The following is a 23,639-nucleotide window of genomic DNA, read 5'->3' as shown; positions in this document are numbered from 1 at the left end:
TGTGAGCACGCTGCTGGAGAGCTATGCCGCCGGACGATGGTTCCGCGCGTCCGACGACGGGGAACCGCTGCTCGACGCGGCCACGGGTGAGGAGGTCGCGCGCATCTCCAGCCGGGGGCTGGACGTCGCCGCGATGGTCCGCCACGCCCGCGACACCGGTGGACCGGCGCTGCGGTCCCTGACGTTCCACGAACGGGCCGCGCTGCTCAAGGCGCTGGCCAAGCACCTGTCCGAGCGCAAGGAGGAGCTGTACGCGCTGTCCGTACGCACCGGCGCCACCTCCCGCGACACCGCCATCGACGTGGACGGCGGCATCGGCACCCTGTTCAGCTACGCGAGCAAGGGCGTGCGCGAGCTGCCCAACGACACGATCGTCCTGGACGGCGGCCTGGAGCGGCTGGGCAAGGGCGGCACGTTCGTCGGCCAGCACGTCTACACGTCCCGGCCGGGCGTGGCGGTGCAGATCAACGCCTTCAACTTCCCCGTCTGGGGCATGCTGGAGAAGCTCGCCCCGGCCTTCCTCGCCGGGCTGCCCTCGATCGTCAAGCCCGGCAGCCAGACCGCCTACCTCACCGAGCTGGCCGTGCGGCTGATCGTGGAGTCCCAGATCCTGCCCGAGGGCACGCTCCAGCTCGTCGCGGGCGGCGCGGGCGGGCTGCTCGACGAGCTGACCGTGCAGGACTCCGTGGCCTTCACCGGCTCCGCGCACACCGCGGGGATCCTGCGCCGCCACCCGAACGTGCTGGACGGCGGCGTCGTCCTCGGGGTCGAGGCCGACTCCCTCAACTGCTCGATCCTCGGCCCCGACGTGCGGGCCGACGATCCGGAGTTCGACCTGTTCGTCAAGGACGTCGTCACCGAGATGACGGTCAAGGCCGGGCAGAAGTGCACGGCCATCCGCCGGGTGCTCGTACCCGGCGCGCTGGCCGGCCAGGTGGTGGAGGCGCTGGCCGAGCGCCTGGCGAACGTGAGCGTCGGCGACCCGCGCAACCCCGACGTGCGGATGGGCGCGCTGGCCGGCCTCGGGCAGCGCGAGGAGGTGCGCAAGGCCGTCGAGGCGCTGCGCGCGAGCGCAGACGTGGTGGTCGGCGACCCCGCGGGCGACGCCCTGCTGGACGGGGACGCCACGCGCGGCGCGTTCATGACCCCGCTCGTGCTCCTGGCGCGGCCCGGCGCCACCGAGCCGCACGACGTCGAGCCGTTCGGCCCGGTCAGCACCGTGCTCGCCTATGACGGCCTGGACGAGGCGGTCGCCCTGGCCGCGCGCGGCAGGGGCAGCCTGGTCGCCTCGGTCGCCACCCACGACCCGGACGTCGCCCGGTCCGTCGTGCTCGGGCTCGCGCCGTGGCACGGCCGGGTCCTCGTCCTGGACAGGGACGACGCCAAGGAGTCCACCGGGCACGGCTCGCCGCTGCCCGTCCTCGTGCACGGCGGCCCCGGGCGGGCCGGCGGCGGCGAGGAGCTGGGCGGGGTACGCGGCGTGCTGCACCACATGCAGCGCACCGCCGTGCAGGCCTCGCCCGACCTGCTGACCGCCGTCACCGGACGCTGGACGACCGGCGCCGCCCGCGCCGAGTCCGGCGTGCACCCCTTCCGCAAGTCGCTGGCCGACCTGCGGATCGGCGACACGATCGCCTCGGCGCCGCGCACGGTCTCGCTCGCCGACATCGAGCACTTCGCCGAGTTCACCGGTGACACCTTCTACGCCCACACCGACCCCGAAGCGGCCGCGCGCAACCCGCTGTTCGGCGGCATCGTGGCCCACGGCTACCTGGTCGTCTCGCTGGCCGCCGGGCTGTTCGTCGATCCGGCCCCGGGGCCCGTGCTGGCGAACTTCGGCGTGGACACCCTGCGTTTCCTCACCCCGGTCAAGGCGGGCGACGCCATCGCCGTGACGCTGACCGTCAAGCAGATCACGCCGCGCAGCGGGGCCGACTACGGCGAGGTCCGCTGGGACGCCGTCGTCACCAACCAGGAGGGCAAGGCGGTCGCCACCTACGACGTCCTGACCCTGGTGGCCAAGACCTGGGACGCCCCGTGAACGGGGCCGCGGTCCTCGTCGAGCGCGACGGCGCCGTGGCCGTCGTGACGCTGAACCGTCCCGAGCGCCGCGACGCGCTGGACGGCAAGACCAAAACGGCGCTGCGCGGCGCGCTGGAGGACGTCGCCGTCGACGGATCCGTCCGGGCGGTGCTGCTGACCGGTGCGAATGGCGCGTTCTGCGCCGGTCAGGATCTGGCCGAGCACGCGGCGGCGCTGCGTGCCGACCCGGCACACGCGTTCGACACCGTCGAGGGGGACTACGCGCCGGTGGTCCGGCTGCTGGCCATGATGGACAAGCCGGTCGTGGCGGCGGTCAACGGCACCTGCGTGGGCGCCGGGCTGGCCCTGGCGCTGGCCTGCGACCTGCGGGTGCTCGCCGCGCGGCAGGCGGTGGAGTGGGGGATCTCGGGGCGCGTGGTGCCGCCGGATGACGTGGGCGAGGTGGCGCGGGCGCTGGCGACCCGGCTCACGGTGAGCGACACATGGATCCCCGTAGCGGCATGAGGTAGACCGGATGTCAACGGACAGGAGCACGAGCGAGGACTGGCCGGGGCCCTCCGCCGCCGCGCTGGACGAGGTGGACCGCGCGATCATCGCCGAGCTGCGGCGCGACGGCCGCATGTCCGTGCGGACCCTGGCCGAGCACGTGCACATCTCACGCGCCAGCGCCTACGCCCGCCTGACCCGGCTCATGGACGACGGCGTGATCACCGGTTTCACCGCCGAGATCGCGCCGGCGAAGGCGGGCCTGGGCACCAGCGCGTACGTCTCCATCACCATCGAGCAGAACTCCTGGCGGCAGGTGTCGGCGCGGCTGCGCGAGGTCGCCTACGTCGAGCACTTCGCCATGGTCGGCGGCGACTACGACGTGCTGGCCCTGGTCAGGACGCCGGACAACGCGGCGCTGCGGCACGTGGTCCTGGAGCGCATCCAGGACATCCCCGGTGTGCGCGCCACGCGGACGTGGCTGGTGTTCGACGAGGCCCGCGGCCCCGGCGCGAACTGGGGCAGGGGACGGGAGTGAGCCGGAGCCGCAGCGGCAGGCTGGGCAAAACGTCCGGCACGCCCCGACCGAGCGCCGCGTTGTATCAACGTTTGGCCGCCGTAGAGGCTGTTTGCGGCCATCTGTCGCCTATCAAGCCTGATGTCTTGAACAGATGGTTCATGACGCGGACGCTTCTCTTGTCGCACGTCCAGAGAAAGCGAGCGTCGCCATGTCCCATCGTCAGGTGGTCGACGGTCTTCTCCCCGCCCCCGTCCCGGTGCGCTTCGTCGCCGAGGACGGCACCGCCGCCGGCCCGCCCGCCGGTTACCGGGCACCCGCGGACGAGCAACTGACCGAGGCCTACCGCCGGATGGTCCTGGGCCGCCGCTTCGACCGCCAGGCGACCGCGCTGACCAGGCAGGGCAGGCTCGCCGTCTACCCTTCCAGCCGGGGGCAGGAGGCCTGCCAGATCGCCGGCGTGCTCGCACTGCGCGCGGACGACTGGCTGTTCCCCACCTACCGCGACTGCGTGGCCCTGGTCGCCCGCGGTCTCGACCCGGTCGAGGTGCTCACCCTGCTGCGCGGCGACTGGCACTGCGGCTACGACCCCGCGGCCACCCGCGTCGCGCCCCAGTGCACGCCGCTGGCCACCCAGACCATTCACGCGGTCGGCATGGCCGAGGCGCTGCGCCGCAAGGGCGAGGACGCGGTCGTGATGGCCTTCGTCGGCGACGGCGGCACCAGCGAGGGCGACTTCCACGAGGCGCTCCACTACGCGGCCGTCCTGCACTCCCCCGTCGTGTTCTTCGTGCAGAACAACAAGTACGCGATCTCGGTGCCGCTGGCCAGGCAGACCGCCGCGCCCGCGCTCGCCTACAAGGGCATCGGGTACGGCGTGCGCTCCGAGCAGGTGGACGGCAACGACCTCGTCGCGGTGCTGTCCGTGCTGACCGAGGCCGTACGGCACGCCCGCGAGGGAGGCGGCCCGTTCCTGGTCGAGGCGCACACCTACCGCATGGAACCGCACACCAACGCCGACGACGCCACCCGCTACCGCGACGCCGAGGAGGTCGAGCGGTGGGAGGGCGCCGACCCGCTGGCCCGGCTGGAGACCTACCTGCGCGGCCGGGGGCTGCTCGACGCGGCGGGCGTCGCCGCGGCGCACGAGGCCGCCGAGGAGTTCGCCGCCCGCGTCCGCGACGGCATGAACGCCGACCCGGAGACGGACCCGTTCGAGCTGTTCGACCACGTCTTCGCCGACCTCACGCCGCAGTTGCGCGAGCAGCGCGAACTGCTGGCGGCCGAACTGACCGCCACGGAGGAGTGACATGAGCGCGATGTCGAAGTCGAAGTCGAAGTCGAGGTCGGTGTCCGCGCCCGCCTCCGCGTCCATGTCGATGTCGATGTCGATGTCGATGTCGATGTCGATGGCGCAGGCGCTGAACGCCGCCCTGCGCGACGCGCTGCGCGAGGACGAGAAGGTGCTCGTCTTCGGCGAGGACGTCGGCCCCCTGGGCGGGGTGTTCCGCATCACCGACGGGCTGACCAAGGAGTTCGGCGAGGAGCGGTGCTTCGACACCCCGCTGGCGGAGTCCGGGATCGTGGGCCTGGCGGTGGGCATGGCGATGGGCGGCTTCCGCCCGGTGGTGGAGATGCAGTTCGACGCCTTCGCCTATCCGGCCTTCGAGCAGATCGCCTCGCACGTGGCCAAGACGCGCAACCGTACCCGGGGCCGGGTGTCGCTGCCGATGGTGATCCGCATCCCGTACGCGGGCGGGATCGGCGGGGTCGAGCATCACTGCGACTCCAGCGAGGCGTACTACGCGCACACGCCGGGCCTGAAGGTCGTCACGCCCGCCACCGTCGAGGACGCGTACTGGCTGCTGCGCGACGCCATCGCCGACCCCGACCCGGTCGTCTTCATGGAGCCCAAGCGGCTGTACTGGGCCAAGGACGGCTTCTCCCCCGGGGAACGGCGCGCCCCCGGGTTCGGGCGGGCGGCGGTGCGGCGCGCGGGCCGCGACGCGACGCTCGTCGCCTACGGCCCCGGCGTGCCGGTGGCGCTCCAGGCCGCCGGGACGGCCGCCGCCGACGGCGTCTCCCTGGAGGTGGTGGACCTGCGGACGATCGTGCCGTTCGACGACGAGACCGTCGTGTCCTCCGTGCGCAGGACGGGACGGTGCGTGGTGATCCAGGAGGCCCAGGGGTTCGCCGGGGTGGGCGCCGAGATCGCGGCCCGCGTCCAGGAGCGCTGCTTCCACTCGCTGGCCGCGCCCGTGCTGCGCGTGACGGGGTTCGACATCCCCTACCCGCCGCCGAAACTCGAGCACTCGCACCTGCCGGACGCCGACCGGGTCCTCGACGCGGTCGACCGGCTGCAGTTCGACGACCGGCCCGACGTGCTGCACCTGAGCGGGGAGGCGTCATGACGGCCACGGCCGCGCGGCAGGTGTTCCGCCTGCCCGACCTCGGCGAGGGACTGGCCGAGGCCGAGATCGTCGACTGGAAGGTCGCCGTCGGCGACACGGTCGAGATCGACCAGATCGTGGTGGAGGTCGAGACCGCCAAGGCGGCGGTGGAGGTGCCGGTCCCGTACGCGGGCACCGTGCTGGCGCTGCACGCCCCGGCCGGCGCCGTCCTGTCGGTGGGCGAGCCCCTCATCGAGGTCGGCCCACCGGACCCGAACGCAGCGGACCCGAACGCCGTGGACCCGAACGGTGACGGCACCGACGCCGAGGACCCGGCGGCGGCCCGGTACCGGGAGGAGGAGCAGGCCGGCTCCGGGAACGTCCTCATCGGTTACGGAACCGGCCACGCTCCGGGCACCCGGCGCCGCCGCCGCGGCCCCCGTCCCGCCGACGACCGCACGGCGGACTCGCGGCCGCTCAAGAAGAGCGCGCCTGCGAGCGCGCCGCAGGCACCGCGGGTGATCTCCCCGCTGGTCCGCAGGCTCGCCCGCGAACACGGGATCGACCTCGCCGACATCACCCCCACCGGCCCCCACGCCGTGATCCTGCGCCGCGACGTCGAACAGGCCATCGCCACCCTGACCCCAGCCACCTCTCCCCCTGTGGTGAAGGAGAGGGAGAAGGGGCTGGTGGCGGAGCGCATCCCGCTGCGCGGCCTGCGCCGGGCCGTGGCCGAGAAGCTGAGCCGCAGCCGCGCCGAGATCCCCGACGCCACGACCTGGGTGGACGTGGACGCCACCGACCTGCTCGCGGCCAAGGACGCCCTGCGCAGGTCCCGCCCCGAGCTCGGCATCGGGCTGCTCGCCCTGCTGGCCCGCATCTGCGTGGACGGCCTGCGCCGCTTCCCGGAGCTGAACTCCACGGTGGACACCGACCGGTCCGAGATCGTCCGGTACGGGCACATCAACCTCGGCTTCGCCGCCCAGACCGGCCGCGGGCTCGTCGTCCCGGTGGTCCGCGACGCGCACCTGATGACGACCGCCCGGCTCGCCGCCGAGCTGACCCGGCTCACCGGCCTGGCCCGGGCGGGCAAGCTGCCGCCCGAGGCGCTGACCGGGGGCACGTTCACGCTCAACAACTACGGCGTCTTCGGCGTGGACGGCTCCACCCCGATCATCAACCACCCCGAGGCCGCGCTCCTGGGCATCGGCCGCATCATCGACCGGCCCTGGGTGAGCGGCGGCGCCGTCACCGCCCGCAAGATCACCCAACTCTCCTTCACCTTCGACCACCGGGTCTGCGACGGCGCCGCCGCCGGCGGATTCCTGCGCCACGTGGCCGACTGCGTGGAGAACCCCGCGATCCTGCTCGCCGACGCCTGACCCCGGTGGCCGCCGTCGCCGCGCGCAGTCGATCGCCGCGGCCGACGACTCCCGACCCGGTCAGCGGCCACAAAAGGTGGCGGAGATACGGTGAGGCGCATCGATTCGCGACCGCCTCGTTCGTCGTATGGGTAGTCGGGCCGACCGGGCCCACAGCGATGGGATGTCTGAGATGGCGAAATACCTGCTCCTCATCTACGGAGACGAGCAGCTCTGGCAGGCGCGGACCCCGGAGGAGATCAAGGACCTGAACGCGGGTCACGCCGCCTTCGTCGCGGCGGCCGGCGACGCGGTCCTCGGCGGCCACGAGCTGGAGCCGTCCACCACCGCGACCTCCCTGCGCGGGACCGTCAGCGGCCGGCCGACTCCGACCGACGGGACGTTCCTGGAGACCAAGGAGGTGCTGGGCGGCTACTACCTGGTGGAGGCGCCGGACCTGGACGCCGCTATCGCGCTGGCGGAGCGGTTGCCGGAGGTGTCCGCAGCGCACAGCGGGGTCGAGATCCGGCCCGTCCGAGAGGCGAGCTGACCGCGTGACCGGACACGAGCGCGGCCCCGCCGCTGACCTTGACGTCAACGAGGCGGTCGCGCAGGCGCACCGTCGCGAGTGGGCCAGGGTGCTCGCCGCGACGGTGCGCGTCGTGCGCGATCTCGACCTGGCCGAGGAGTGCGCGCAGGACGCGTACGCGCGGGCGCTGCGCACCTGGTCCACCACCGGTGTTCCGGACCGGCCGGGCGCCTGGCTGACCACGGTCGCGCGCAACCGCGCGAAGGACCTCCTGCGCCGGGAGTCGGTGCTCCGGTCGGCGCTGCCCTCGCTCGTCGTGGACGACGTCGTGGCCGGCCCGGACGACCATGCAGACCCGCCGGTGGTCGACGACGACCGGCTGCGGCTCATCTTCACCTGCTGCCACCCGGCGTTGTCCCGCGACGCGCAGGTGGCGCTGACCTTGAGGTTGGTCTGCGGGCTGTCCACGGCCGAGGTGGCCCGGGCGTTCCTGGTCCAGGAGTCCGCCATGGCCGCGCGCATCACGCGGGCCAAGAAGAAGATCAGCGCCGCCCGGATCCCGTACCGGGTGCCCGCGCGGACCGATCTGCCCGAGCGGGTCAGCGCGGTGCTGGACGTGGTGCATCTGGTGTTCACCACCGGCTACACCGCACCGGCCGGCGCCCAGCTCGTACGCCAGGACCTGGTGGACGGCGCCATCCACCTCGCCCGCACCTTGTACCAGCTGTTGCCGGGCGACGGCCAGGTCGCCGGTCTGCTCGCGCTGATGCTGCTCACCGACGCGCGCCGGAACACCCGGCTGTCCGGCACCGGGGACCTCGTCCTGCTCGCCGACCAGGACCGGACGCGGTGGGACACCCGGCTGATCGCCGAGGGGACCGCGCTGGTGGCGCGATCACTGGGGCAGGCGCAGACGGGGTACGGCGTGCAGGCCGCCATCGCCGCCGTCCACGCCGAGGCCGCGACCTGGGAAGACACCGACTGGACGGAGATCGTCGGGCTGTACGACGTGCTGCGGCGCCTGTGGCCGTCCCCGGTGGTCGAGCTGAACCGGGCCGTCGCGATCGGTTTCCGCGACGGCCCGCAGGCCGGCCTCGCCGCCCTCGCCCCGCTGCTCGACGAACCGGCGCTGGCCACCTACGGCTACCTCAGCGCCACCCGCGCCGACTTCCTGCGCCGGCTGCGGCGCCGGCAGGAGGCGGCCGCGGCCTACGAAGAGGCCCTGGCCATGACCGACAACCAGGTGGAACGCGCCTTCCTGGCGAGGCGGCTGGAGGAGGTCCGCACGCACTGGACCTGAGCCCCGCGCCTTCAGGCCGCCGACCAGCCGCCGTCCACGGGCACGAGCGCGCCGTTGATGAAGGAGGCGGCGTCGGAGGCGAGGAAGAGTGCGGCGTCGGCCATCTGCTCGGGCTGGGCCAGGCGCTCGCCGAGGGCGAGGACGGGGCCGAGGCGGGCGGCGCCGGTCGGGTCGAAGGAGGCGCCGGTGGCGATGTTGGTCATGGTGGGGCCGGGCAGGATGGCGTTGCAGCGGATGCCGTCCTTGGCGTACGCCCAGGCCACGCTGCGGGTCAGGCCGACCACGCCGTGCTTGGAGGCGGTGTAGGCGGCGCCGGCGGCCCCGCCCCGGATGCCGGCCTCGGAGGCGGTGTTGACGATCGCGCCCCGGCCCTGGGCCAGCATGTGCGGCAGCACCGCGTGGGTGACCAGGAAGGTGCCGGTCAGGTTGACCCGCAGGACCCGCTCCCACTGCTCGACCGGGATGTCGGCGGGCAGGGCCATGGTGTCCATGATGCCGGCGTTGTTGCACAGCACGTCGATCCGCCCGTACGCGCTGATCGCCGCCTCCACCAGGGCCGACACCGAGGCCTCGTCGCTGATGTCGGCGGCCAGGGGCAGGGCCGCGTCCCCGATGGCCGCGGCGGTCTCCCGGGCACTGGCCTCGTTGACGTCGCAGGTCACGACGCGGGCGCCGGCCTTGGCGAAGGCGACGGCCATCGCCCTGCCGATCCCGGAGCCCGCACCCGTGATGAGGACGACGGAGTCGTCGAAGGTCGTGGTCAAGAGTTCGTCCTTTCGGTCGGAACGATCGCCCCGCCGATCTGGAGGAGACGACGGAGGGCGGTGGTGGTGTCATGAGTGGCCCGGCCCAGGTCGGGGATCCTTCCGGCCGTCATCGCGATGCGGCGTGCCGGGCGGCGCGGTAGCCGAAGACGACGGCGGGGCCGATGGTGGAGCCGGGGCCCGGGTAGGTCCGGCCCATGACCGAGGCGGTGGTGTTGCCCGCGGCGTACAGGCCGGGGATGGCCGTGCCGTCCTCCCGCAGCACGCGGGCGTGCTCGTCGGTGAGCAGGCCGCCCTTGGTGCCCAGGTCACCCGGATAGACGCGGACCGCGCGGAAGGGGCCCTTCTCCAGCGGGGCGAGGTTGGGGTTGGGCTTGACCCGGGGGTCGCCGTAGTAGTTGTCGTAGACGGTCCGGCCCCGCCCGAAGTCCTCGTCGACGCCGGTGCGGGCGAAGCCGTTGAAGCGCTTGACGGCCGCGCCGAGCCGTACGGCGTCGACGCCGATCTTCGCCGCGAGCGACTCCAGGGTGGGAGCCTGGACGAGGAGCCCGGCCCTGCTCCACTTCCTGGCCTGCCCGAGCAGGGCGGTGTTCAGGTAGCGCCGCGTGTGCCGAACGTCGCTGATCAGCCACATCGGGCCCGGCACGTGGTGGGCCAGCATGTCGTGCCCGACGTCGATGTAGGACGCCGACTCGTTGGTGAAGCGCTCGCCGTTCGCGTCCACCATGATCGAGAAGGGGAAGGACCGCTCCGAGACGAGGAAGCGGGCCTTGCCGTCGGGGCCGACCAGGGACGCGCCCCACCAGGCGTCGTCCATGAGCGCCAGGGCGCCGCCCGCCCGGACGCCCACCTCGATGGCCGTGCCCAGGTCGCCCTCGGGGGCCGAGGAGTAGCCGGGGATGCCGTGGTGCTTGCTGCGCCACTCGGCGTTGCCGGCGAACCCGCCGGCGGCCAGGACGACCCCGCGCCGGGCGCGGACCCTGCGCGGCCGGCCGTCCCGCTCGACCACCGCTCCCACCACGGCGCCGTCCTCGATGACCAGGTCGACGATCGGCGCCGACAGCCAGACCGGGGTCTGCTGGTTGCGCACGATGTGCATGAGCGAAGCGGCGAGCGCCCCGCCGATGCCCGCCGGGCGCTTGCCGCCGGCGAGCTGGCCGAGCGAGCGGAAGACGAAGCGTGCGCCGCGGACGAAGCCGCTCGGGGTGGACCAGGCGCGCGACAGCAGCCACACGTCGTCGGTCATGAGCGGCAGCGGGATGCCGCTCTCCTTGGAGCGGGCCTTGTCATACCAGTCGCCGAGGAGCCTGGTGTCGAACGGGGCGGCCTCGATCGCGCGGCCCACCTTGCCGCCCGGCCGGTCGGGATAGTAGTCGGGATAGTCGGGGGATCGGCGCCACCGGACACCGTGGCGGCCGAGGAAGGCCACGACCTCGGGGGCGGTACGCGCGAAAGCCTTCCTGCGCTCGGGCGAGGAGGCGGGCCCGGCTTCGGCTATGACCTCGTCCATGTACCGCAGGGCCTCCTCGGCCGAGTCGGGGACGCCGTCCCGCAGCATGAGGGGGTTGGCCGGCATCCAGAGCCCGCCTCCGGAGACGGAGGTGGTGCCGCCCCATTTCGAGGTGCTCTCCACCACCAGGACGTCCAGCCCGCCGTCGGCGGCGGCGATGGCGGCGCTCAGTCCCGCCGCGCCGGACCCCGCGACGAGCACGTCGACGGTGCTGTCCCATGGATCGGTCATCGCAGTCCCCTTCGGCCCGGACCTCTTCCGCAACCGGACAAGTATGTCCGGTTGCGCTGTAGTCTGTGCGATGACCGGGCACCAGGTCAATAAGGACGGGTTGCCCGAAGCCCCCGAGCCGGAGGGCATTGCGCGACGCCAGATTCATCTATTATCGTCGATTGTCGATGGACATCTCAGCTACCCCGCTGGACCGGGCCGAGGCCGAGGAGTACGCGAGCTGGTTCAAGGCGCTCGCCGACGCCACCCGGATCCAGATCGTGTCGTTACTGGCCAGGCAGCGCTCCCCGATGACCGTCGGCGAGATCGTCGCCGCCTCGGGCGTGGGCCAGTCAACCGTGTCACACCACTTGAAGATCCTCGCCGAGGTGCGGTTCGTCCTGGTGGAACGGCAGGGCACCTCCAGCCTGTACCGGATCAACGACAACTGCGTGAGCTGCTTCCCCACCGCGGCCGACGTGGTCATGGGCAAGCCCGTACCCGCACCGAAATGTGACTGAGGAGACCCGCCATGGCACACGACGAGATCATCGATCTGTACTCCGGCCTGGCACGGGCCGCCGCCGGCGGCGAACGCATCACGGACTGCGGAGCCGACGCCTTCGAGCAGGGAGGCTTCGGCGCGGCGGGGTACGACGACACCTCCGCGCTGCCCGAGGGGGCGGTCCGGGCCAGCCTGGGCTGCGGGAACCCGGTCGCCGTGGCGGAGCTGCGGCCCGGCGAGACGGTGCTCGATCTGGGCTCGGGCGGCGGCATCGACGTGCTGCTGTCGGCCCGCCGGGTGGGTCCGTACGGCACCGCGTACGGGCTGGACGCCAGTGACGACATGCTGCGCCTCGCGCGACGCAACGCCCGGGAGGCCGGCGTCACCAACGTCCGGTTCCTGCACGGCAGCATCGAGCGCATCCCCCTGCCCGCGCACGCGGTGGACGCGGTCATCTCCAACTGCGTGATCAACCTGTCGGACGACAAGGCCGCAGCGCTGGCGGAGGCGTTCCGGGTGCTGCGGCCGGGCGGCCGGTTCGGCGTCAGCGACGTCGTCACGGACGGCGAGGTCGCGCCCGAGCGGCGGGCGGCGGTCGAGCAGCGCGTGGGGTGCGCGGCCGGAGCCCTGTCCGTGGCCGACTACCGCTCGCTGCTGCGGGCGGCCGGGTTCACCGGCCTGCGCATCACGCTCACCGCCGACCACGGAGACGGGGTGCACTCCGCCATCGTCCGGGCCACCAAGCCCGCCGTCGGCCCGGGCCTGGAGATCCGCCCCATGCGCGACGCCGACGCCGCCCAGGTGCTGGCCATCTACCAGGCCGGCCTCGACACCGGCCAGGCCAGCTTCGAGACCACCGCACCGAGCTGGGAGGGCTTCGCCGCGGGCAAGCTGCCGCACCTGCGCTACGTGGCCGTCGACAGCGAGACCGGCGAGGTCGTCGGCTGGATCGCCGCCTCGGCCGTGTCCACCCGGCCCGTCTACGCCGGGGTCGTGGAGCACAGCGTCTACGTCCACCCCGGCTGCCAGGCCCACGGCATCGGACGGGCCCTGCTGGCCGCGTTCATCGCCGCCGCCGACGACGCCGGCGTCTGGACCATCCAGTCCGGCGTCTTCCCGGAGAACACCGCCAGCCTCTCCCTGCACCAGGCGCTGGGCTTCCGCGTGGTCGGCACCCGCGAGCGCATCGGCCGCCACCACGGCACCTGGCGCGACGTGGTCCTCATCGAACGGCGGAGCCGCGCCAGCGGAGTCTGAGGCACCGAATCACGCCCCACCCGCCTCCTCCCAGATTAGGCGGACATCTAATTTGACAAACCTCTAATCAGTCGGGCATGCTTCCAACTACTTCGAAAAGCGTCTAAACAAGAGGGGTCGCGATGCGCGCTCTACTGCGCCGGTTGCGCCGGGACGACACCGTCACCTTCGACGAGATCCACGGCGAGGTCTGCGACTCCGCCTGCCGGGCGAGCGTGCGCATCGACCGCGCCCGCACCACGTACCTGATGTTCCGCTGACCACCGACCGACCACTGACGACCCGAATACGAGCGAGGTAATCATGAGTGACGGATGCTGCGGCACCACCACTTCCCTTGAGGCCACCTCCCTTCAGGTGGAGCAGCCCGCGATCGAAGCCGGCGCTCTGCCGGTCGTCGTGATCGGCGCCGGCCCGGCCGGGCTGGCCGCCGCCGCCCACCTGGCCGAGCGGGGCCTGGACTTCCTGGTCCTGGAGGCCGGAGCGCAGGCCGGCGCGTCGGTCGCGCAGTGGGGCCACGTGCGGGTGTTCAGCCCGTGGAAGTACAACATCGACGCCACCGCCCGCCGCCTGCTGGAGGCCGGCGGCTGGAGTGCCCCGGACCCCGAGTGGCTGCCCACCGGTGCCGAGCTCATCGACGACTACCTGGCCCCGCTGGCCAAGCTGTTCGCCGACAAGGTGCGCCTCGGTGCCCGCGTCAGCGCGATCAGCCGGCTCGGCTACGACCGGGTCCGCACCGGCGGTCGCGAGCACGCCCCGTTCCTGATCCGTCTCGACGACGGCACCGAGCTGCGGGCCCGCGCGGTCATCGACGCCTCCGGCAGCTACACCAGCCCGAACGTGCTGGGTGCCGGCGGTCTGCCCGCCCACGGCGAGAACGAGGTGGTCGTCGACCACGCGCTGCCCGACGTGTTCGGCGCCGACCGCGACCGCTACGAGGGCAAGCACGTCCTGGTGGTCGGCGCGGGCCACTCGGCCGCCACCACCCTGCTCGCCCTGGCCCAGCTGGAGAACACCCCGATCACGTGGGCGATCCGCGCCGGCAACGCCACCCGCACCTATGGCGGCGGGGCGGCGGACGCGCTCCCGGCCCGCGGCGCGCTCGGCACCCGGCTGCGCGCCCACGTCGATTCCGGCCGGATCCGGCTGCTGACCGGCTTCTTCACCCACCGGGTGAACGCCACCGGCCAGGGCGTCGAGGTGGTCAGCCGTGACCCGTCCGGCCACGAGCAGGCGGTCACGGTGGATCAGATCGTGTCGGCGACCGGCTACCGGCCCGACCACTCCATCGCTTCCGAGCTGCGCCTGGATCTGGACCCCGTGCTCGGCTCCACCCGCGCGCTCGCCCCCCTGATCGACCCCAACCAGCACTCCTGCGGGACCGTCCCCGCGCACGGCGTGGACGAGCTGGCCCACCCCGAACCCGGCTACTACGCGGTCGGCGTCAAGAGCTACGGCCGCGCCCCCACGTTCCTCATGGCCACCGGCTACGAGCAGGTCCGCTCGGTCGTGGCGGCGCTGGCCGGGGACTGGGATGCGGCCCGGGACGTGCAGCTCGACCTGCCCGAGACCGGCGTGTGCTCCTCCAACCTCGCCGAGGCCCAGGAGCAGCGCGTCGGCCTGGCCACCGGCATCAGCGGCGGCCTGCTGTCCACCCCGCTCCCCCTCGCCACCGTCGGTGCCACCACCGGGACCGGCGGCTGCTGCGGCTGAAAGGAACGCCCCTGATGTCCGACGGCCACCCCACCGCCGCGCAGAAGGAGGCGCCGCGCCTCATCCGCGACCATGAGCCGATGCCCGCCCTCCGGCCGGCCGACGAGCTGGTCGCGGCCCGCAGGCCCGGCACCAACCCCGGCCACGCGCGTGCGATCGCCCGGATGGCGGGAACGCTCGCCCGGCGGCTGCGGGCCCAGGGCTTCATCGCCGAGACCCGTGCGGGCGGATGGGCGACCACGGCTGAGGGCCGTGCACTCATCGCGTGTCCGGCATGAGTTCCAGCACCGAGACCGCCGCCCCCGAACTCGAGGGTGGCGGTTCGCCGCATTCCGTCCGTGGCTGGCGGATCGTGGCCGCGCTGGCCGTCACCCAGACCATCGGCTACGGCGTGCTCTACTACGCCTTCTCCGTCTTCCTCGCCCCCATGGCCCGCGACCTGCACGCCACCGACGCGCAGATCGCCGCCGCGCTCACGTTGTCCGTCCTGATCGCCGCGGTGTGCGCGCCGCTGGTCGGCCGCCGGCTGGACGCCCATGGCGGGCGCGCTCTGATGACGGCCGGGTCCCTGCTGGGCACCGCGGCGGTGCTGGCCTGGTCGCGGGTGGAGAGCCTGCCGCAGCTGTACGCGGTGTTCGCCGCCATCGGCATCGCCTGCTCGATGGTGCTGTACGAGGCCGCCTTCGCCGTCATCGTCGCGATCTACACCGGCAACGAGCGCGGCCGGGCGAACGGGCTGCTGGCGCTCACCATCGTGGCCGGGTTCGCCTCCTCGATCTTCCTGCCTCTCACCGGTCTGCTCGTCGACCACCACGGCTGGCGCACGGCGCTGGTGGTCCTCGCGCTGATCTACGGGGTGGCGGCGATCCCGCTGCACGTCCTCGCCGTACGGCGCCACCCGGCCAAGGGCAGGGCGCGGGCGTCCGCCGCGGCCGAGGAGCGGGCCGGGATCGTCAAGGCGGCCACCCGCAGGCGGCCGTTCTGGCTGCTGGTGGTCGCCTTCACCGCCAACGGCGGCGCGGTCGCGGTGATGGCGGTGCTGCTCATCACCTACCTCGTTCACCTCGGCCACTCGCCCGTCCTGGCCGCCACCCTGGCCGGGCTGCTGGGGGTGTTGTCGGTGACCGGAAGGCTGATCACCACCGGCCTGCAGGCCCGGTTGCCCGCCGCCCTCATCGCCGCCGCGATCTTCGCCCTGCAAGGGGTGGCCGTGCTGCTGCTGCCGCTGACCGGTCGCAGCGTGGCGGGCGCGATCGGCGCGGTGCTGCTGTTCGGGCTCGGCTTCGGCATCGCCTCCATCACCCTGCCGCACCTGCTGGTCGAACGCTACGGCACCGCCGCCTACGCCAGCCTGGCCGGCCGCGTCGCCGTCTTCTCCGTCGCCGACAAGGCTCTGGCCCCGCTCGGCGCGGTCGCGCTCGCGCAGGCGGCCGGCTACGGCTGGGTGATGGGCGCGGTGGCCGCCGCCTGCGTGATCGCGGCGTGCGCGCTGGTGGCCTACCACCGCGTATAATTTAGACCCTTGTCGAAGTAGGGGGTTTCGGATGACCGCCGTCACCATCCAGTGTTGCGCGCCGATCGCGCGTGAGCCGCTGACCGAAGGCGCCGCCACCGAGCTCGCCAGCATGCTCAAGGCGGTCGCCGACCCGGTCCGGTTGCGGCTGCTGTCGATGATCGGCTCCCATGCCGGCGGCGAGGCGTGCGTGTGCGACCTGACCGACGCCTTCGACCTGACCGCGCCCACGATCTCCCACCACCTCAAGGTGCTGCGCACCGCCGGGCTGATCGACGGCGAGCGGCGCGGCACCTGGGTCTACTACCGCATCATCCCCGAGGCGGTGAACAAGCTGGGCACCCTGTTCGCTCCGCTCACCGACCCCGCGCCCGCCCAGCCGGTGGACGTCGAGCTCATCGGCGTATGACCGAAGGTCCACGTGCTGTCGATGTCCTGGTGATCGGGGGCGGCCAGGCGGGCCTGGCCGCCGGCTACCACCTGCGCCGCGCCCGCGCCGACTTCGCCATCCTCGACGCCCAGGATGAGCCCGGTGGGGCGTGGCGGCACGCCTGGCCGTCGCTACGGCTGTTCTCCCCCGCCCAGTACAGCTCCCTGCCCGGCCGGATGATGCCCGTGCCGCCCGGCGGCGGCTACCCCGGCGCCGCCGACACGGTGGCCTACCTCGCCGACTACGAACAGCGCTACCAGCTGCCGATCGTCCGGCCGGCGACCGCGCGTGCCGTACGCCGCGGCGAGGAGCGGCTGCTGGTCGACACCGACGCCGGCACCTGGCAGGCCCGCCACGTGATCAGCGCCACCGGCACCTGGTCGCGCCCCTACGTCCCGCACTACCCCGGCCTCGCGGACTTCCGCGGACAGCAGCTGCACACCGTGAACTACCGCGGCCCCGAGCCCTTCCACGGCCGGCGGGTCGTGGTCGTCGGCGGTGCGAACTCCGCGGCGCAGATCCTGGCCGAGGTCTCCACCGTCGCCGACACCACCTGGGTCACCCTGCGCCCGCCCCGCCTGCTGCCCGACGAGATCGACGGGCGGGCCCTGTTCGCCCTGGCCCGGACCGCCGGCGGCGTCGGCTCCCTGGGGGACATCGTGGCCGTCCCGTCCGTGCGCGAGGCCCGCGACCGCGGCGTCCTCAAGGCCCAGCCGATGTTCGACCACATCACCACCACCGGCGTCACCTGGGCGGACGGCACCAGCCTCGACTGCGACGCGATCATCTGGTGCACCGGCTTCCGCCCCGCCCTGGGCCACCTGGCGCCACTACGGCTGCGCGGCCCGGGCGGGCTCATCCCGGTCGAGGGCACCCGCGCCGCCGGCGAACCCCGCCTGCACCTGCTCGGCTACGGCGACTGGACCGGCCCGGCCTCCGCCACCCTGATCGGCGCGAGCCGTACCGCCAGGAACGCCGTCACCGAGATCCTGGCGGCAACCCCGTAGCCGATCCGCCACGTTGATTAGATCAGCCTCTATCTTGACGAACTTCAAAGCAGCATGGGAACATGACCGCTGTTTAGATATTCATCTAATCATCGAGGTGGAGGATCACGATGACGAACGAGACGCCCGGCGGATTCATCGGCAGCCCTGACGAGGCGTTCGCCCCGGCCGCCGCCGGAGGCTGTTGCGGCGCTCCTGCCACGCAGGCTGCCACATCCGCAGGAGCCGGTGCCACCACGGTGGCCACGGCCTGCTGCGGCAGCAGCCCGGCACCCGCCGCGCCGACGAGCCAGGGCGGCTGCTGCGGCGAGGCGCCGAGCTCCGGCCAGGAGCCGGTGACCGCCGGTGCCGGGGGATGCTGCGGATGACGTCCACCGACCCGGCACCGGCGCGCACCGCGCCGGTGCCGGCGGCGGCCCTGGAGCAGCTGTCCACCGGGCGCATGCTGGCCATCGTGCGGGAGCTCGCCGCCGATCGCTACAGCGGGCGGCGGGTGGGCACGCCCGGCGGCCGAGCCGCCGCCACCTGGCTCGCCGGCGAGCTGCGCGAGCTGGGCGCCGAAGTCGAGCTGACCGGCTTTCCCGTCTCCGGCGTGCGTGAGCTGTACGGGACACCGGTCATGCGATGGAACGCCGACGGGAAGGTGCGCCCCCTGGAGCATCGCCGCGACTTCGTCGAGCACCTCGCTTCGGCCGAGCTGTCCGTGGCACGCACCGCGCCTGTGGCTGCGGCCGGAGATGCGGACCTGCGCGGCCGGTGGGTGCTGGCCACGGCCGGGGACCTGACGCAGGCATGTGAACGAGCCGCAGCCCGCCAGGCGGCCGGGGTCATCACCGCGCGCGACACGGACGCCGACGGCTGGATGCCCAAGATGATCGCCGGGCCACCCGTTCGACCCGTGCCGATCCTGGCGTTGCGCACCGAGCTGCACCAGCACCTCGCCGAGGCGCTCGGCCGGGGCCCGGCGCACGTGACGGCGTCCACGCCCATGCGGGTGGTCGCCGCCGACGGCGTCAACGTCGAGGGGCGCCTGCCGGCCGCCCGTCCCCGCGCCGACACCGGCGCAGCGCTGACGCGAGTGTTGCTGACCGCGCACTTCGACGGCGTCGGCGACGATCCGGAGCGCCGCCTGCCGGCGGCCGCCGACAACGCCTCGGGCGTGGCCGTCGTCCTGGAGGTGGCCCGCGTGCTGGTGGCGGCCGGCATCCCGGACCCGCTCGAGGTGCGCGTCGCCCTGCTGGACGGCGAGGAGGCCGGCGCATGGGGATCTGCGCACCACGCCGCGACCGTGCCGGCGGACACGCTGGTGATCAACATGGACGGGGCGGCGCAACTGCACCAGGCCGCCTCGGTCGAGGCGGGCGGTCCCGCCCATGCCCTTCTCGCATCCCTGGACCAGGCGGCCCGCCTGACCGGCGTGCCCCTACGGGCGGGCGCGATGGCCTCGGACAACCGCCGTTACGCCGCCGCCGGCCTTGCCGCGATCGGCATCGGCATGGGCATGCCCGGCTACCAGACCCCGGCCGAGACCCCCGACCGCGTCGAAGCAGGCACGCTCATGACAGCGGCCCGCCTGCTCCTCGCCACCGTCAGCCGGCTGGCTCGCCCGGCCACCCAGGACGGTACAGCCGCGTGACGGCCAGGTGGCAGGCACTGCCGGCGTGGATCAGCTACAGGAGGCGCCGGGTGCGCAGTCGTCGGGCGGGCAGCAGGCCTGGAGGGTCGCCTGCAGGTCGGACAGCGCCTTGCCGATCCGCGCGGAGTCGGCGCGGTAGTAGACGGTCTTCCACTCGCGCCGCGAGCTCAGCACGCCGCCGTCGCGCAGCGTGGCCAGATGAGTCGAGGTGGCGGACTGGGCGAGGGACATGCGCTCGGCCACCTCGTTGACGGTCAGCTCGATCCCGCCGGCGAACAGCTCCATGATCCGCTGGCGGGTCTCGCTGGCCATCGCCTTGAGGAAGCCGCGCGCCTCGTCGCTCAGCTCGATGGAAGTGGACGTCATGGTCATAGCATCACCCCACCACCATCATATTGTGTTTTCTGGATGTGACGATATGATCTGGCGGCATGGACACCATCGTCATCGGCGGCGGCCAGTCCGGCCTCGCCGCCGCACACTGCCTGCGCACCGCCGGACTCCGCCCCGTCGTCCTCGAAGCCGGCGAGCACCCCACCGGCTCCTGGGCCGACTACTACGACAGCCTCACCCTCTTCTCCCCCGCCCGCCACAGCACCCTCGGCGGCCAGCAGTTCCCTGGCGACCCCGACCACTACCCCACCCGTGACGAGGTCGTGGCATACCTGCGGCGCTACGCCGACAGCCTCGACGTCGACATCCGCACCCGCACCCGGGTGAGCGCCGTCGAGGGCGACGGCGCGGGCGGCTTCCTCGTCCACACCGCCGACGGCGACACCCTGCGCACGAAGGGGGTGGTGGCGGCCAGCGGCTCGTTCGGCAAGCCGTACCTCCCGCAGCTGCCCGGCCAGGACACCTTCGCCGGCCAGCTGCTGCACGTGGCCGACTACCGCAACCCCAAGCACTACGCGGGCCGGCGCGTCGTCGTCGTCGGCGGCGGCAACTCCGCCGTCCAGGTCGGCTACGAGCTCGCCGAGGTGGCCACGGTCACCCTGGCCACCCGCCACCCGATCGCCTTCATGCCCCAGTTCATCGCCGGCCAGGACGTCCACCACTGGCACACCACCACCGGCTTCGACGACCTGCCGCCGTACTGGCTGGCCCAGATCGCCGCCCGCGCGGGCGGCGGCACCCTGGTCCTGGACACCGGCGACCACGCCGCCGCCCTGGCCGACGGCCGGATGGACCGCCGCCCCCTGTTCACCGCCTTCGAGGGCGACCGGATCCTGTGGTCAGACGGCGAGCGCGAGCATGTCGACACCGTCATCTTCGCCACCGGCTACCGCCCCGACCTGGGCTACCTCCATCCGCTCGGCGCGCTCGGCGAGGACGGCCTGCCGCTGCACGACGGCGGCGTCTCCACCACCCACCTCGGGCTCGGTTACGTCGGGGTGGAGTTCCAGCGTTCGTTCGCCTCCAACACCCTGCGCGGCGTCCACCGCGACGCCCGGCACGTCACCGCGCCGATCGCCGCGTACGCCGGCGGCGCCCTGGCGAACTACGGCCTGTGACCCCGGCTCCGCACCGCTCCGGCCGGGCGCGTGCGCGCCGTCCGGCACGACGCTGAGCTACAGGGGACTCCACCGACCTACTGGAAGCCTCCACGGACGTCCGCGCCACGGCAGCCGGTGACCGTGGGGAACCCCTGACGCCGCTTCAGCCGCGGGTGGTCCCGCTTCTCCGGGAGCGGTAGTTCGCCACCTTGACGCGGTTACCGCATTCCTCCATGCCGCACCACTGGCGATTGCCGCCCCGGGAGCGGTCGATGAAGATCCGCGTGCATTCCTCCAGCGCGCATTCACGGATGCGCAGCCCGCCGGGCTGCTCGGTGAGCTCTCCGAGCAGCTCGGCCGCGGATCGGGCCACGCTGGACGCGATCGCGCCCGCGCCTCCGGAGCGTACGAGCCCGCCAGGGGTCAGCCGCACCCGCGGCGGCGCCTCCGCCGCGGCCTCGTTGACGGCGCGCAGATCGCCCTCCGGCCAGGGCCGGCCGTCCATGGCGCACGTCACCAGCCGGTAGACGGCCTCCCGCAGCATGCACAGCCACCGCAGGTCGGCGGCGCCGACGGCCGGCTCCGCGCTCGTCACCCCGGCCGCCACGGCCCATCGGCCGAGGTCCGCGGGGGTGGCCAGGAGCTCCTCCGGACGGGTGCGCCGCCACTTGAGCGTGCCCGCGAAGTCGAGGGCGAGGTTGCCGCTGACGAAGACGAAACTCACGACACCATCTTGACAGGTTACATACGGCTGCCGCAATCTTCTGTACACCTGCTCAGCCGGTTACATCGGGAGCCATGTGTGATCACCGAAGACGACTACCTCTACTACGTCGACCGCGCCCTCAACGGGATGGCCGGCATCGTCGCCGGCCTCGGCGACCAGCTCGCCAACGCCAGGCCGCCCTTTCCCGGCGCCAACTCGCCGTACGCGCTGCTCGCGCACTGCCTGGGAGTGGTGTCGTACTGGGCTGGGCAGCTCGTGGCCGGACGCGAGGTCACCCGCGACCGCGACGCCGAGTTCGCCGGCGCCGGCCCGGTCGGCCCGCTGCTGGACGAGGTCGCGACGGTACGGGGCCGGCTGGCCGACGACGTACGCGCGGCCGTACCCGGAGCCCGGCTGCGCGATGCGCCGCCCGCGGCCTTCCTCGGACCCGACCGCGAGCTGACCCAGGGATCGGCGCTGCTGCACGTCTACGAGGAGCTCGCGCAGCACCACGGCCAGATGGAGATCCTGCGCGACGCCATCCTCGCCGGCCGGCCCGCAGGGCAGCGCCCGTGAACCGCCCGCCCGCCGGCCCGTTCGAGACCATCGACGTCGAACGGCTGCGCTCGGGACACGGCGTCAAATGGGGTTCCCTGCCTCGGGACACCATCGGGGCCTGGGTCGCCGACATGGACTTCGGCATCCCGCCCGCCGTGCAGGAGAGCATCCTGCGCACCACGCGGCAGGCGGACTTCGGCTACCCGTACTGGCGGGGAGAGGACCCGGTGGTCGAGGCGTTCGAGGAGCGCATGCTCGCCCGTCACGGATGGCGTCCGCGGCGCGAGCGGACCCGGGTGTTCAGCGACCTGCTGCAGATCCTCCAGGTCGTCATCGAGTACGCCACTGAGCCGGGTGACGGTGTCGCCGTCCACGTCCCCGCGTACCCGCCGTTCCTGGCCAGCATCGTCCGGGCGGGGCGCCGGATCGTACCGCTGCCCGTGACCCGCGACGAGACAGGATGGCAGGTCCCGGCCGACGGGCTCACTGAGCACCTGCGAGCTCAGCGCTGCCGCCTGCTCGTGGTCGTCAACCCGCACAACCCGACCGGCCGCGTGCTCACGCCCGCGGAGCTGCTCCCCCTCGCCACGGCGGCCGAGGAGCTGGACCTGCCGGTGCTGGCCGACGAGATCCACGCCGATCTCGTGTTCGCCCCGCACCGGCACGTGCCGTTCGCCTCGATCGCCACGGCCGCCGCACGCACGGTCACGGCGACCTCGGCGACGAAGGCGTTCAACCTGGCCGGGCTCCGCTGCGCCGTCGCGCACATCGGCCCGGACCGGCTGCACGACGCGCTCGACAAGGCTCCGCTCGACTTCTTCGGTACGCCGAGCATCCTCAGCCGGGTCGCCACCGTGGCCGCCTGGCACCGGTCCGACGCCTGGCTGGCGGACCTGTCGGACGCTCTCGTGCGCAACCGGCGCCTGATCGAGGAATGGGCGGCGGCACTGCCATGGGACCTGGGTTACCACTCGCCGCAGGGGACGTACCTGAGCTGGCTCGACTTCAGCCGGAGCCCGATCGGGGGCGGGTCGCCCGCCGGCCACCTGGAACGGCTGGCGAGGGTCAAACTCAGCGAAGGAGCCGAGTTCTCGCAGCACACGGAGGTGGACACCGCGGCGTTCGCCCGGCTCAACTTCGCCACCAGCCCGGCCAACCTCGCGGAGATCCTCGACCGCGTCGCGACCGCCCTGAAGTGATCCGCGAGACCGGCATACGCAGCCGGCTTCCGCACGTCCGGCAAGGGCCCTGGATGAGGAGGTTCACCCCCAAGCTGTCCTGTCGTACGGATCGACGTTCGTAAAGGCCATCCCGATGATCTCGTCAAGGTCGTCGTTGCCGTTGTCCTCGGGTCCTTGCGCGCCTCTGCCGGCGCCCGGTTGAATTCCTCACCCTTCAGCAGCCTGGCGGCCGACTGCTCCTGAAGCAGGGAGGGCACAGGGCAGGTCGCAGCCGAGATGCGGTGCGCATCGCTCCGATCGTGACCTGGTCGAGGCCGTCGAGTCCGGCCCGGCGGCTCGACCCGCGCACGCTCTCCCCGGGAAATTCCGGATTCCGTAAGGATCCCGGCTGCCCTTCACCCACGCGCGCGTGCCGGTCGCCCCGCCGGGTAGGCCACGCCCGTACCCGAAGGAGGGCATCCATGACCAGAACAGCCCCGGAGACCATGGGCGAAACCGACGTCATCGACCTGCTCCTGGCCCAGCACGCC

General features: G+C 73.0%; 25 protein-coding genes. 21 read left to right on the top strand and 4 right to left on the bottom strand.

The annotated features are described in order from the left end of the window. Position 1: 1 nt before the first annotated feature. The 8 genes from paaZ to ACTWPW_RS35665 all read left to right on the top strand — a co-directional run bounded on the left by paaZ (position 2) and on the right by ACTWPW_RS35665 (position 8,626). A complete protein-coding gene (gene paaZ / locus ACTWPW_RS35700) occupies positions 2 to 2,041 on the top strand; it encodes a phenylacetic acid degradation bifunctional protein PaaZ (protein WP_443171226.1) in 2,040 nt (679 codons plus the stop codon). After that, positions 2,038 to 2,547, top strand: coding sequence for an enoyl-CoA hydratase/isomerase family protein (locus ACTWPW_RS35695; protein WP_443171225.1), 510 nt, complete (start codon positions 2,038 to 2,040; stop codon positions 2,545 to 2,547). Before paaZ ends, ACTWPW_RS35695 begins: the two co-directional genes overlap by 4 nt. 10 nt (positions 2,548 to 2,557) lie before the next feature. After that, the gene (locus ACTWPW_RS35690) at positions 2,558 to 3,067 is read left to right on the top strand and encodes an Lrp/AsnC family transcriptional regulator (protein WP_375117542.1); all 510 of its coding nucleotides are present in this window, start codon (positions 2,558 to 2,560) and stop codon (positions 3,065 to 3,067) included. 190 nt (positions 3,068 to 3,257) lie between these two features. Then, positions 3,258 to 4,355, top strand: coding sequence for a pyruvate dehydrogenase (acetyl-transferring) E1 component subunit alpha (pdhA, locus tag ACTWPW_RS35685; RefSeq protein ID WP_443171224.1), 1,098 nt, complete (start codon positions 3,258 to 3,260; stop codon positions 4,353 to 4,355). An 82-nt stretch (positions 4,356 to 4,437) separates the two neighbouring features. Beyond that, positions 4,438 to 5,457 carry an alpha-ketoacid dehydrogenase subunit beta gene (locus tag ACTWPW_RS35680; RefSeq protein WP_375117643.1) on the top strand — a complete coding sequence of 340 codons (1,020 nt, stop codon included), beginning with the start codon at positions 4,438 to 4,440 and terminating at the stop codon, positions 5,455 to 5,457. Further along, positions 5,454 to 6,818, top strand: coding sequence for a dihydrolipoamide acetyltransferase family protein (locus tag ACTWPW_RS35675; RefSeq protein WP_443171223.1), 1,365 nt, complete (start codon positions 5,454 to 5,456; stop codon positions 6,816 to 6,818). Before ACTWPW_RS35680 ends, ACTWPW_RS35675 begins: the two co-directional genes overlap by 4 nt. Positions 6,819 to 6,981: 163 nt before the next feature. After that, positions 6,982 to 7,347, top strand: a complete 366-nt coding sequence (locus ACTWPW_RS35670; RefSeq protein WP_364133165.1) for a YciI family protein — start codon at positions 6,982 to 6,984, stop codon at positions 7,345 to 7,347. Positions 7,348 to 7,351: 4 nt separating this feature from the next. Next, positions 7,352 to 8,626 carry an RNA polymerase sigma factor gene (locus ACTWPW_RS35665; RefSeq protein ID WP_443171222.1) on the top strand — a complete coding sequence of 425 codons (1,275 nt, stop codon included), beginning with the start codon at positions 7,352 to 7,354 and terminating at the stop codon, positions 8,624 to 8,626. A gap of 11 nt (positions 8,627 to 8,637) precedes the next feature. Here ACTWPW_RS35665 and ACTWPW_RS35660 read toward each other — a convergent pair whose 3' ends face one another. After that, positions 8,638 to 9,390 (bottom strand): SDR family NAD(P)-dependent oxidoreductase, encoded by a 753-nt coding sequence (locus ACTWPW_RS35660; RefSeq protein WP_443171221.1) that lies wholly within the window; start codon positions 9,388 to 9,390, stop codon positions 8,638 to 8,640. Positions 9,391 to 9,499: 109 nt separating this feature from the next. Then, positions 9,500 to 11,131: an FAD-dependent oxidoreductase gene (locus ACTWPW_RS35655; RefSeq protein ID WP_443171220.1), complete on the bottom strand. Its 1,632-nt coding sequence runs from the start codon at positions 11,129 to 11,131 to the stop codon at positions 9,500 to 9,502. Positions 11,132 to 11,298: 167 nt separating this feature from the next. On the opposite strand from ACTWPW_RS35655, the gene ACTWPW_RS35650 reads away from it, so the two are divergent. The 10 genes from ACTWPW_RS35650 to ACTWPW_RS35605 all read left to right on the top strand — a co-directional run bounded on the left by ACTWPW_RS35650 (position 11,299) and on the right by ACTWPW_RS35605 (position 19,171). Then, entirely contained in the window at positions 11,299 to 11,631 is a 333-nt protein-coding gene (locus ACTWPW_RS35650) for an ArsR/SmtB family transcription factor (protein WP_443171219.1), read from the top strand. Positions 11,632 to 11,642: 11 nt separating this feature from the next. Then, on the top strand, positions 11,643 to 12,872 hold the full coding sequence (locus tag ACTWPW_RS35645; RefSeq protein ID WP_443171218.1) for a GNAT family N-acetyltransferase: 1,230 nt from the start codon (positions 11,643 to 11,645) through the stop codon (positions 12,870 to 12,872). Between the two features lie 122 nt (positions 12,873 to 12,994). Beyond that, the gene (locus tag ACTWPW_RS35640) at positions 12,995 to 13,132 is read left to right on the top strand and encodes a hypothetical protein (RefSeq protein WP_375117550.1); all 138 of its coding nucleotides are present in this window, start codon (positions 12,995 to 12,997) and stop codon (positions 13,130 to 13,132) included. A 43-nt stretch (positions 13,133 to 13,175) separates the two neighbouring features. Then, positions 13,176 to 14,585 (top strand): FAD-dependent oxidoreductase, encoded by a 1,410-nt coding sequence (locus tag ACTWPW_RS35635; RefSeq protein WP_443171217.1) that lies wholly within the window; start codon positions 13,176 to 13,178, stop codon positions 14,583 to 14,585. 14 nt (positions 14,586 to 14,599) lie between these two features. Next, positions 14,600 to 14,863: a hypothetical protein gene (locus tag ACTWPW_RS35630; protein WP_443171216.1), complete on the top strand. Its 264-nt coding sequence runs from the start codon at positions 14,600 to 14,602 to the stop codon at positions 14,861 to 14,863. Beyond that, on the top strand, positions 14,860 to 16,098 hold the full coding sequence (locus tag ACTWPW_RS35625; protein WP_443171215.1) for an MFS transporter: 1,239 nt from the start codon (positions 14,860 to 14,862) through the stop codon (positions 16,096 to 16,098). The genes ACTWPW_RS35630 and ACTWPW_RS35625 overlap by 4 nt, the downstream gene beginning before the upstream one ends. A 31-nt stretch (positions 16,099 to 16,129) precedes the next feature. Continuing rightward, positions 16,130 to 16,507: a metalloregulator ArsR/SmtB family transcription factor gene (locus tag ACTWPW_RS35620; protein ID WP_443171214.1), complete on the top strand. Its 378-nt coding sequence runs from the start codon at positions 16,130 to 16,132 to the stop codon at positions 16,505 to 16,507. Then, positions 16,504 to 17,535: an ArsO family NAD(P)H-dependent flavin-containing monooxygenase gene (locus ACTWPW_RS35615; protein ID WP_443171213.1), complete on the top strand. Its 1,032-nt coding sequence runs from the start codon at positions 16,504 to 16,506 to the stop codon at positions 17,533 to 17,535. The genes ACTWPW_RS35620 and ACTWPW_RS35615 overlap by 4 nt, the downstream gene beginning before the upstream one ends. Positions 17,536 to 17,645: 110 nt before the next feature. Then, positions 17,646 to 17,903 carry a hypothetical protein gene (locus ACTWPW_RS35610; protein ID WP_443171212.1) on the top strand — a complete coding sequence of 86 codons (258 nt, stop codon included), beginning with the start codon at positions 17,646 to 17,648 and terminating at the stop codon, positions 17,901 to 17,903. Next, positions 17,900 to 19,171, top strand: coding sequence for a M28 family metallopeptidase (locus tag ACTWPW_RS35605; protein WP_443171211.1), 1,272 nt, complete (start codon positions 17,900 to 17,902; stop codon positions 19,169 to 19,171). The genes ACTWPW_RS35610 and ACTWPW_RS35605 overlap by 4 nt, the downstream gene beginning before the upstream one ends. A gap of 30 nt (positions 19,172 to 19,201) precedes the next feature. On the opposite strand, the gene ACTWPW_RS35600 is transcribed toward ACTWPW_RS35605, so the two are convergent. Then, complete coding sequence (locus ACTWPW_RS35600; protein ID WP_375117558.1) at positions 19,202 to 19,537, bottom strand: ArsR/SmtB family transcription factor; 336 nt, start codon at positions 19,535 to 19,537, stop codon at positions 19,202 to 19,204. A gap of 65 nt (positions 19,538 to 19,602) precedes the next feature. Between ACTWPW_RS35600 and ACTWPW_RS35595 the strand changes: the two genes are divergently transcribed. Beyond that, positions 19,603 to 20,682, top strand: coding sequence for a flavin-containing monooxygenase (locus ACTWPW_RS35595; protein ID WP_443171210.1), 1,080 nt, complete (start codon positions 19,603 to 19,605; stop codon positions 20,680 to 20,682). Positions 20,683 to 20,827: 145 nt separating this feature from the next. Here ACTWPW_RS35595 and ACTWPW_RS35590 read toward each other — a convergent pair whose 3' ends face one another. After that, the gene (locus ACTWPW_RS35590; protein ID WP_375117560.1) at positions 20,828 to 21,388 is read right to left on the bottom strand and encodes a CGNR zinc finger domain-containing protein; all 561 of its coding nucleotides are present in this window, start codon (positions 21,386 to 21,388) and stop codon (positions 20,828 to 20,830) included. Between the two features lie 78 nt (positions 21,389 to 21,466). On the opposite strand from ACTWPW_RS35590, the gene ACTWPW_RS35585 reads away from it, so the two are divergent. Together ACTWPW_RS35585 and ACTWPW_RS35580 are read left to right on the top strand one after the other, a co-directional pair. Continuing rightward, positions 21,467 to 21,946, top strand: coding sequence for a mycothiol transferase (locus tag ACTWPW_RS35585; protein ID WP_375117561.1), 480 nt, complete (start codon positions 21,467 to 21,469; stop codon positions 21,944 to 21,946). Further along, positions 21,943 to 23,127, top strand: a complete 1,185-nt coding sequence (locus ACTWPW_RS35580; protein ID WP_443171209.1) for a MalY/PatB family protein — start codon at positions 21,943 to 21,945, stop codon at positions 23,125 to 23,127. Before ACTWPW_RS35585 ends, ACTWPW_RS35580 begins: the two co-directional genes overlap by 4 nt. Positions 23,128 to 23,639: the final 512 nt, after the last annotated feature.

Origin of the sequence: Nonomuraea sp. KM90 (genome assembly GCF_052246675.1) — a bacterium.
Classification (GTDB): Bacteria; Actinomycetota; Actinomycetes; order Streptosporangiales; family Streptosporangiaceae; genus Nonomuraea.
Note: the sequence above shows the minus strand (reverse complement) of the source record. Positions and strands in the feature narration are given on the sequence as shown.

What these genes read in the sequence shown, in the direction of transcription:
- pdhA (WP_443171224.1), top strand. Translation starts at nt 3,258, where the DNA reads ATGTCCCATCGTCAGGTGGTCGACGGTCTTCTCCCCGCCCCCGTCCCG.
- ACTWPW_RS35680 (WP_375117643.1), top strand. Translation starts at nt 4,438, where the DNA reads ATGTCGATGTCGATGTCGATGGCGCAGGCGCTGAACGCCGCCCTGCGC.
- ACTWPW_RS35650 (WP_443171219.1), top strand. Translation starts at nt 11,299, where the DNA reads ATGGACATCTCAGCTACCCCGCTGGACCGGGCCGAGGCCGAGGAGTAC.
- ACTWPW_RS35640 (WP_375117550.1), top strand. Translation starts at nt 12,995, where the DNA reads ATGCGCGCTCTACTGCGCCGGTTGCGCCGGGACGACACCGTCACCTTC.
- ACTWPW_RS35620 (WP_443171214.1), top strand. Translation starts at nt 16,130, where the DNA reads ATGACCGCCGTCACCATCCAGTGTTGCGCGCCGATCGCGCGTGAGCCG.
- ACTWPW_RS35625 (WP_443171215.1), top strand. Translation starts at nt 14,860, where the DNA reads ATGAGTTCCAGCACCGAGACCGCCGCCCCCGAACTCGAGGGTGGCGGT.
- ACTWPW_RS35690 (WP_375117542.1), top strand. Translation starts at nt 2,558, where the DNA reads ATGTCAACGGACAGGAGCACGAGCGAGGACTGGCCGGGGCCCTCCGCC.
- ACTWPW_RS35635 (WP_443171217.1), top strand. Translation starts at nt 13,176, where the DNA reads ATGAGTGACGGATGCTGCGGCACCACCACTTCCCTTGAGGCCACCTCC.
- ACTWPW_RS35615 (WP_443171213.1), top strand. Translation starts at nt 16,504, where the DNA reads ATGACCGAAGGTCCACGTGCTGTCGATGTCCTGGTGATCGGGGGCGGC.
- ACTWPW_RS35655 (WP_443171220.1), bottom strand. Translation starts at nt 11,131, where the DNA reads ATGACCGATCCATGGGACAGCACCGTCGACGTGCTCGTCGCGGGGTCC.
- ACTWPW_RS35600 (WP_375117558.1), bottom strand. Translation starts at nt 19,537, where the DNA reads ATGACGTCCACTTCCATCGAGCTGAGCGACGAGGCGCGCGGCTTCCTC.
- ACTWPW_RS35630 (WP_443171216.1), top strand. Translation starts at nt 14,600, where the DNA reads ATGTCCGACGGCCACCCCACCGCCGCGCAGAAGGAGGCGCCGCGCCTC.
- ACTWPW_RS35605 (WP_443171211.1), top strand. Translation starts at nt 17,900, where the DNA reads ATGACGTCCACCGACCCGGCACCGGCGCGCACCGCGCCGGTGCCGGCG.
- ACTWPW_RS35645 (WP_443171218.1), top strand. Translation starts at nt 11,643, where the DNA reads ATGGCACACGACGAGATCATCGATCTGTACTCCGGCCTGGCACGGGCC.
- ACTWPW_RS35595 (WP_443171210.1), top strand. Translation starts at nt 19,603, where the DNA reads ATGGACACCATCGTCATCGGCGGCGGCCAGTCCGGCCTCGCCGCCGCA.
- ACTWPW_RS35610 (WP_443171212.1), top strand. Translation starts at nt 17,646, where the DNA reads ATGACGAACGAGACGCCCGGCGGATTCATCGGCAGCCCTGACGAGGCG.
- ACTWPW_RS35670 (WP_364133165.1), top strand. Translation starts at nt 6,982, where the DNA reads ATGTCTGAGATGGCGAAATACCTGCTCCTCATCTACGGAGACGAGCAG.
- ACTWPW_RS35675 (WP_443171223.1), top strand. Translation starts at nt 5,454, where the DNA reads ATGACGGCCACGGCCGCGCGGCAGGTGTTCCGCCTGCCCGACCTCGGC.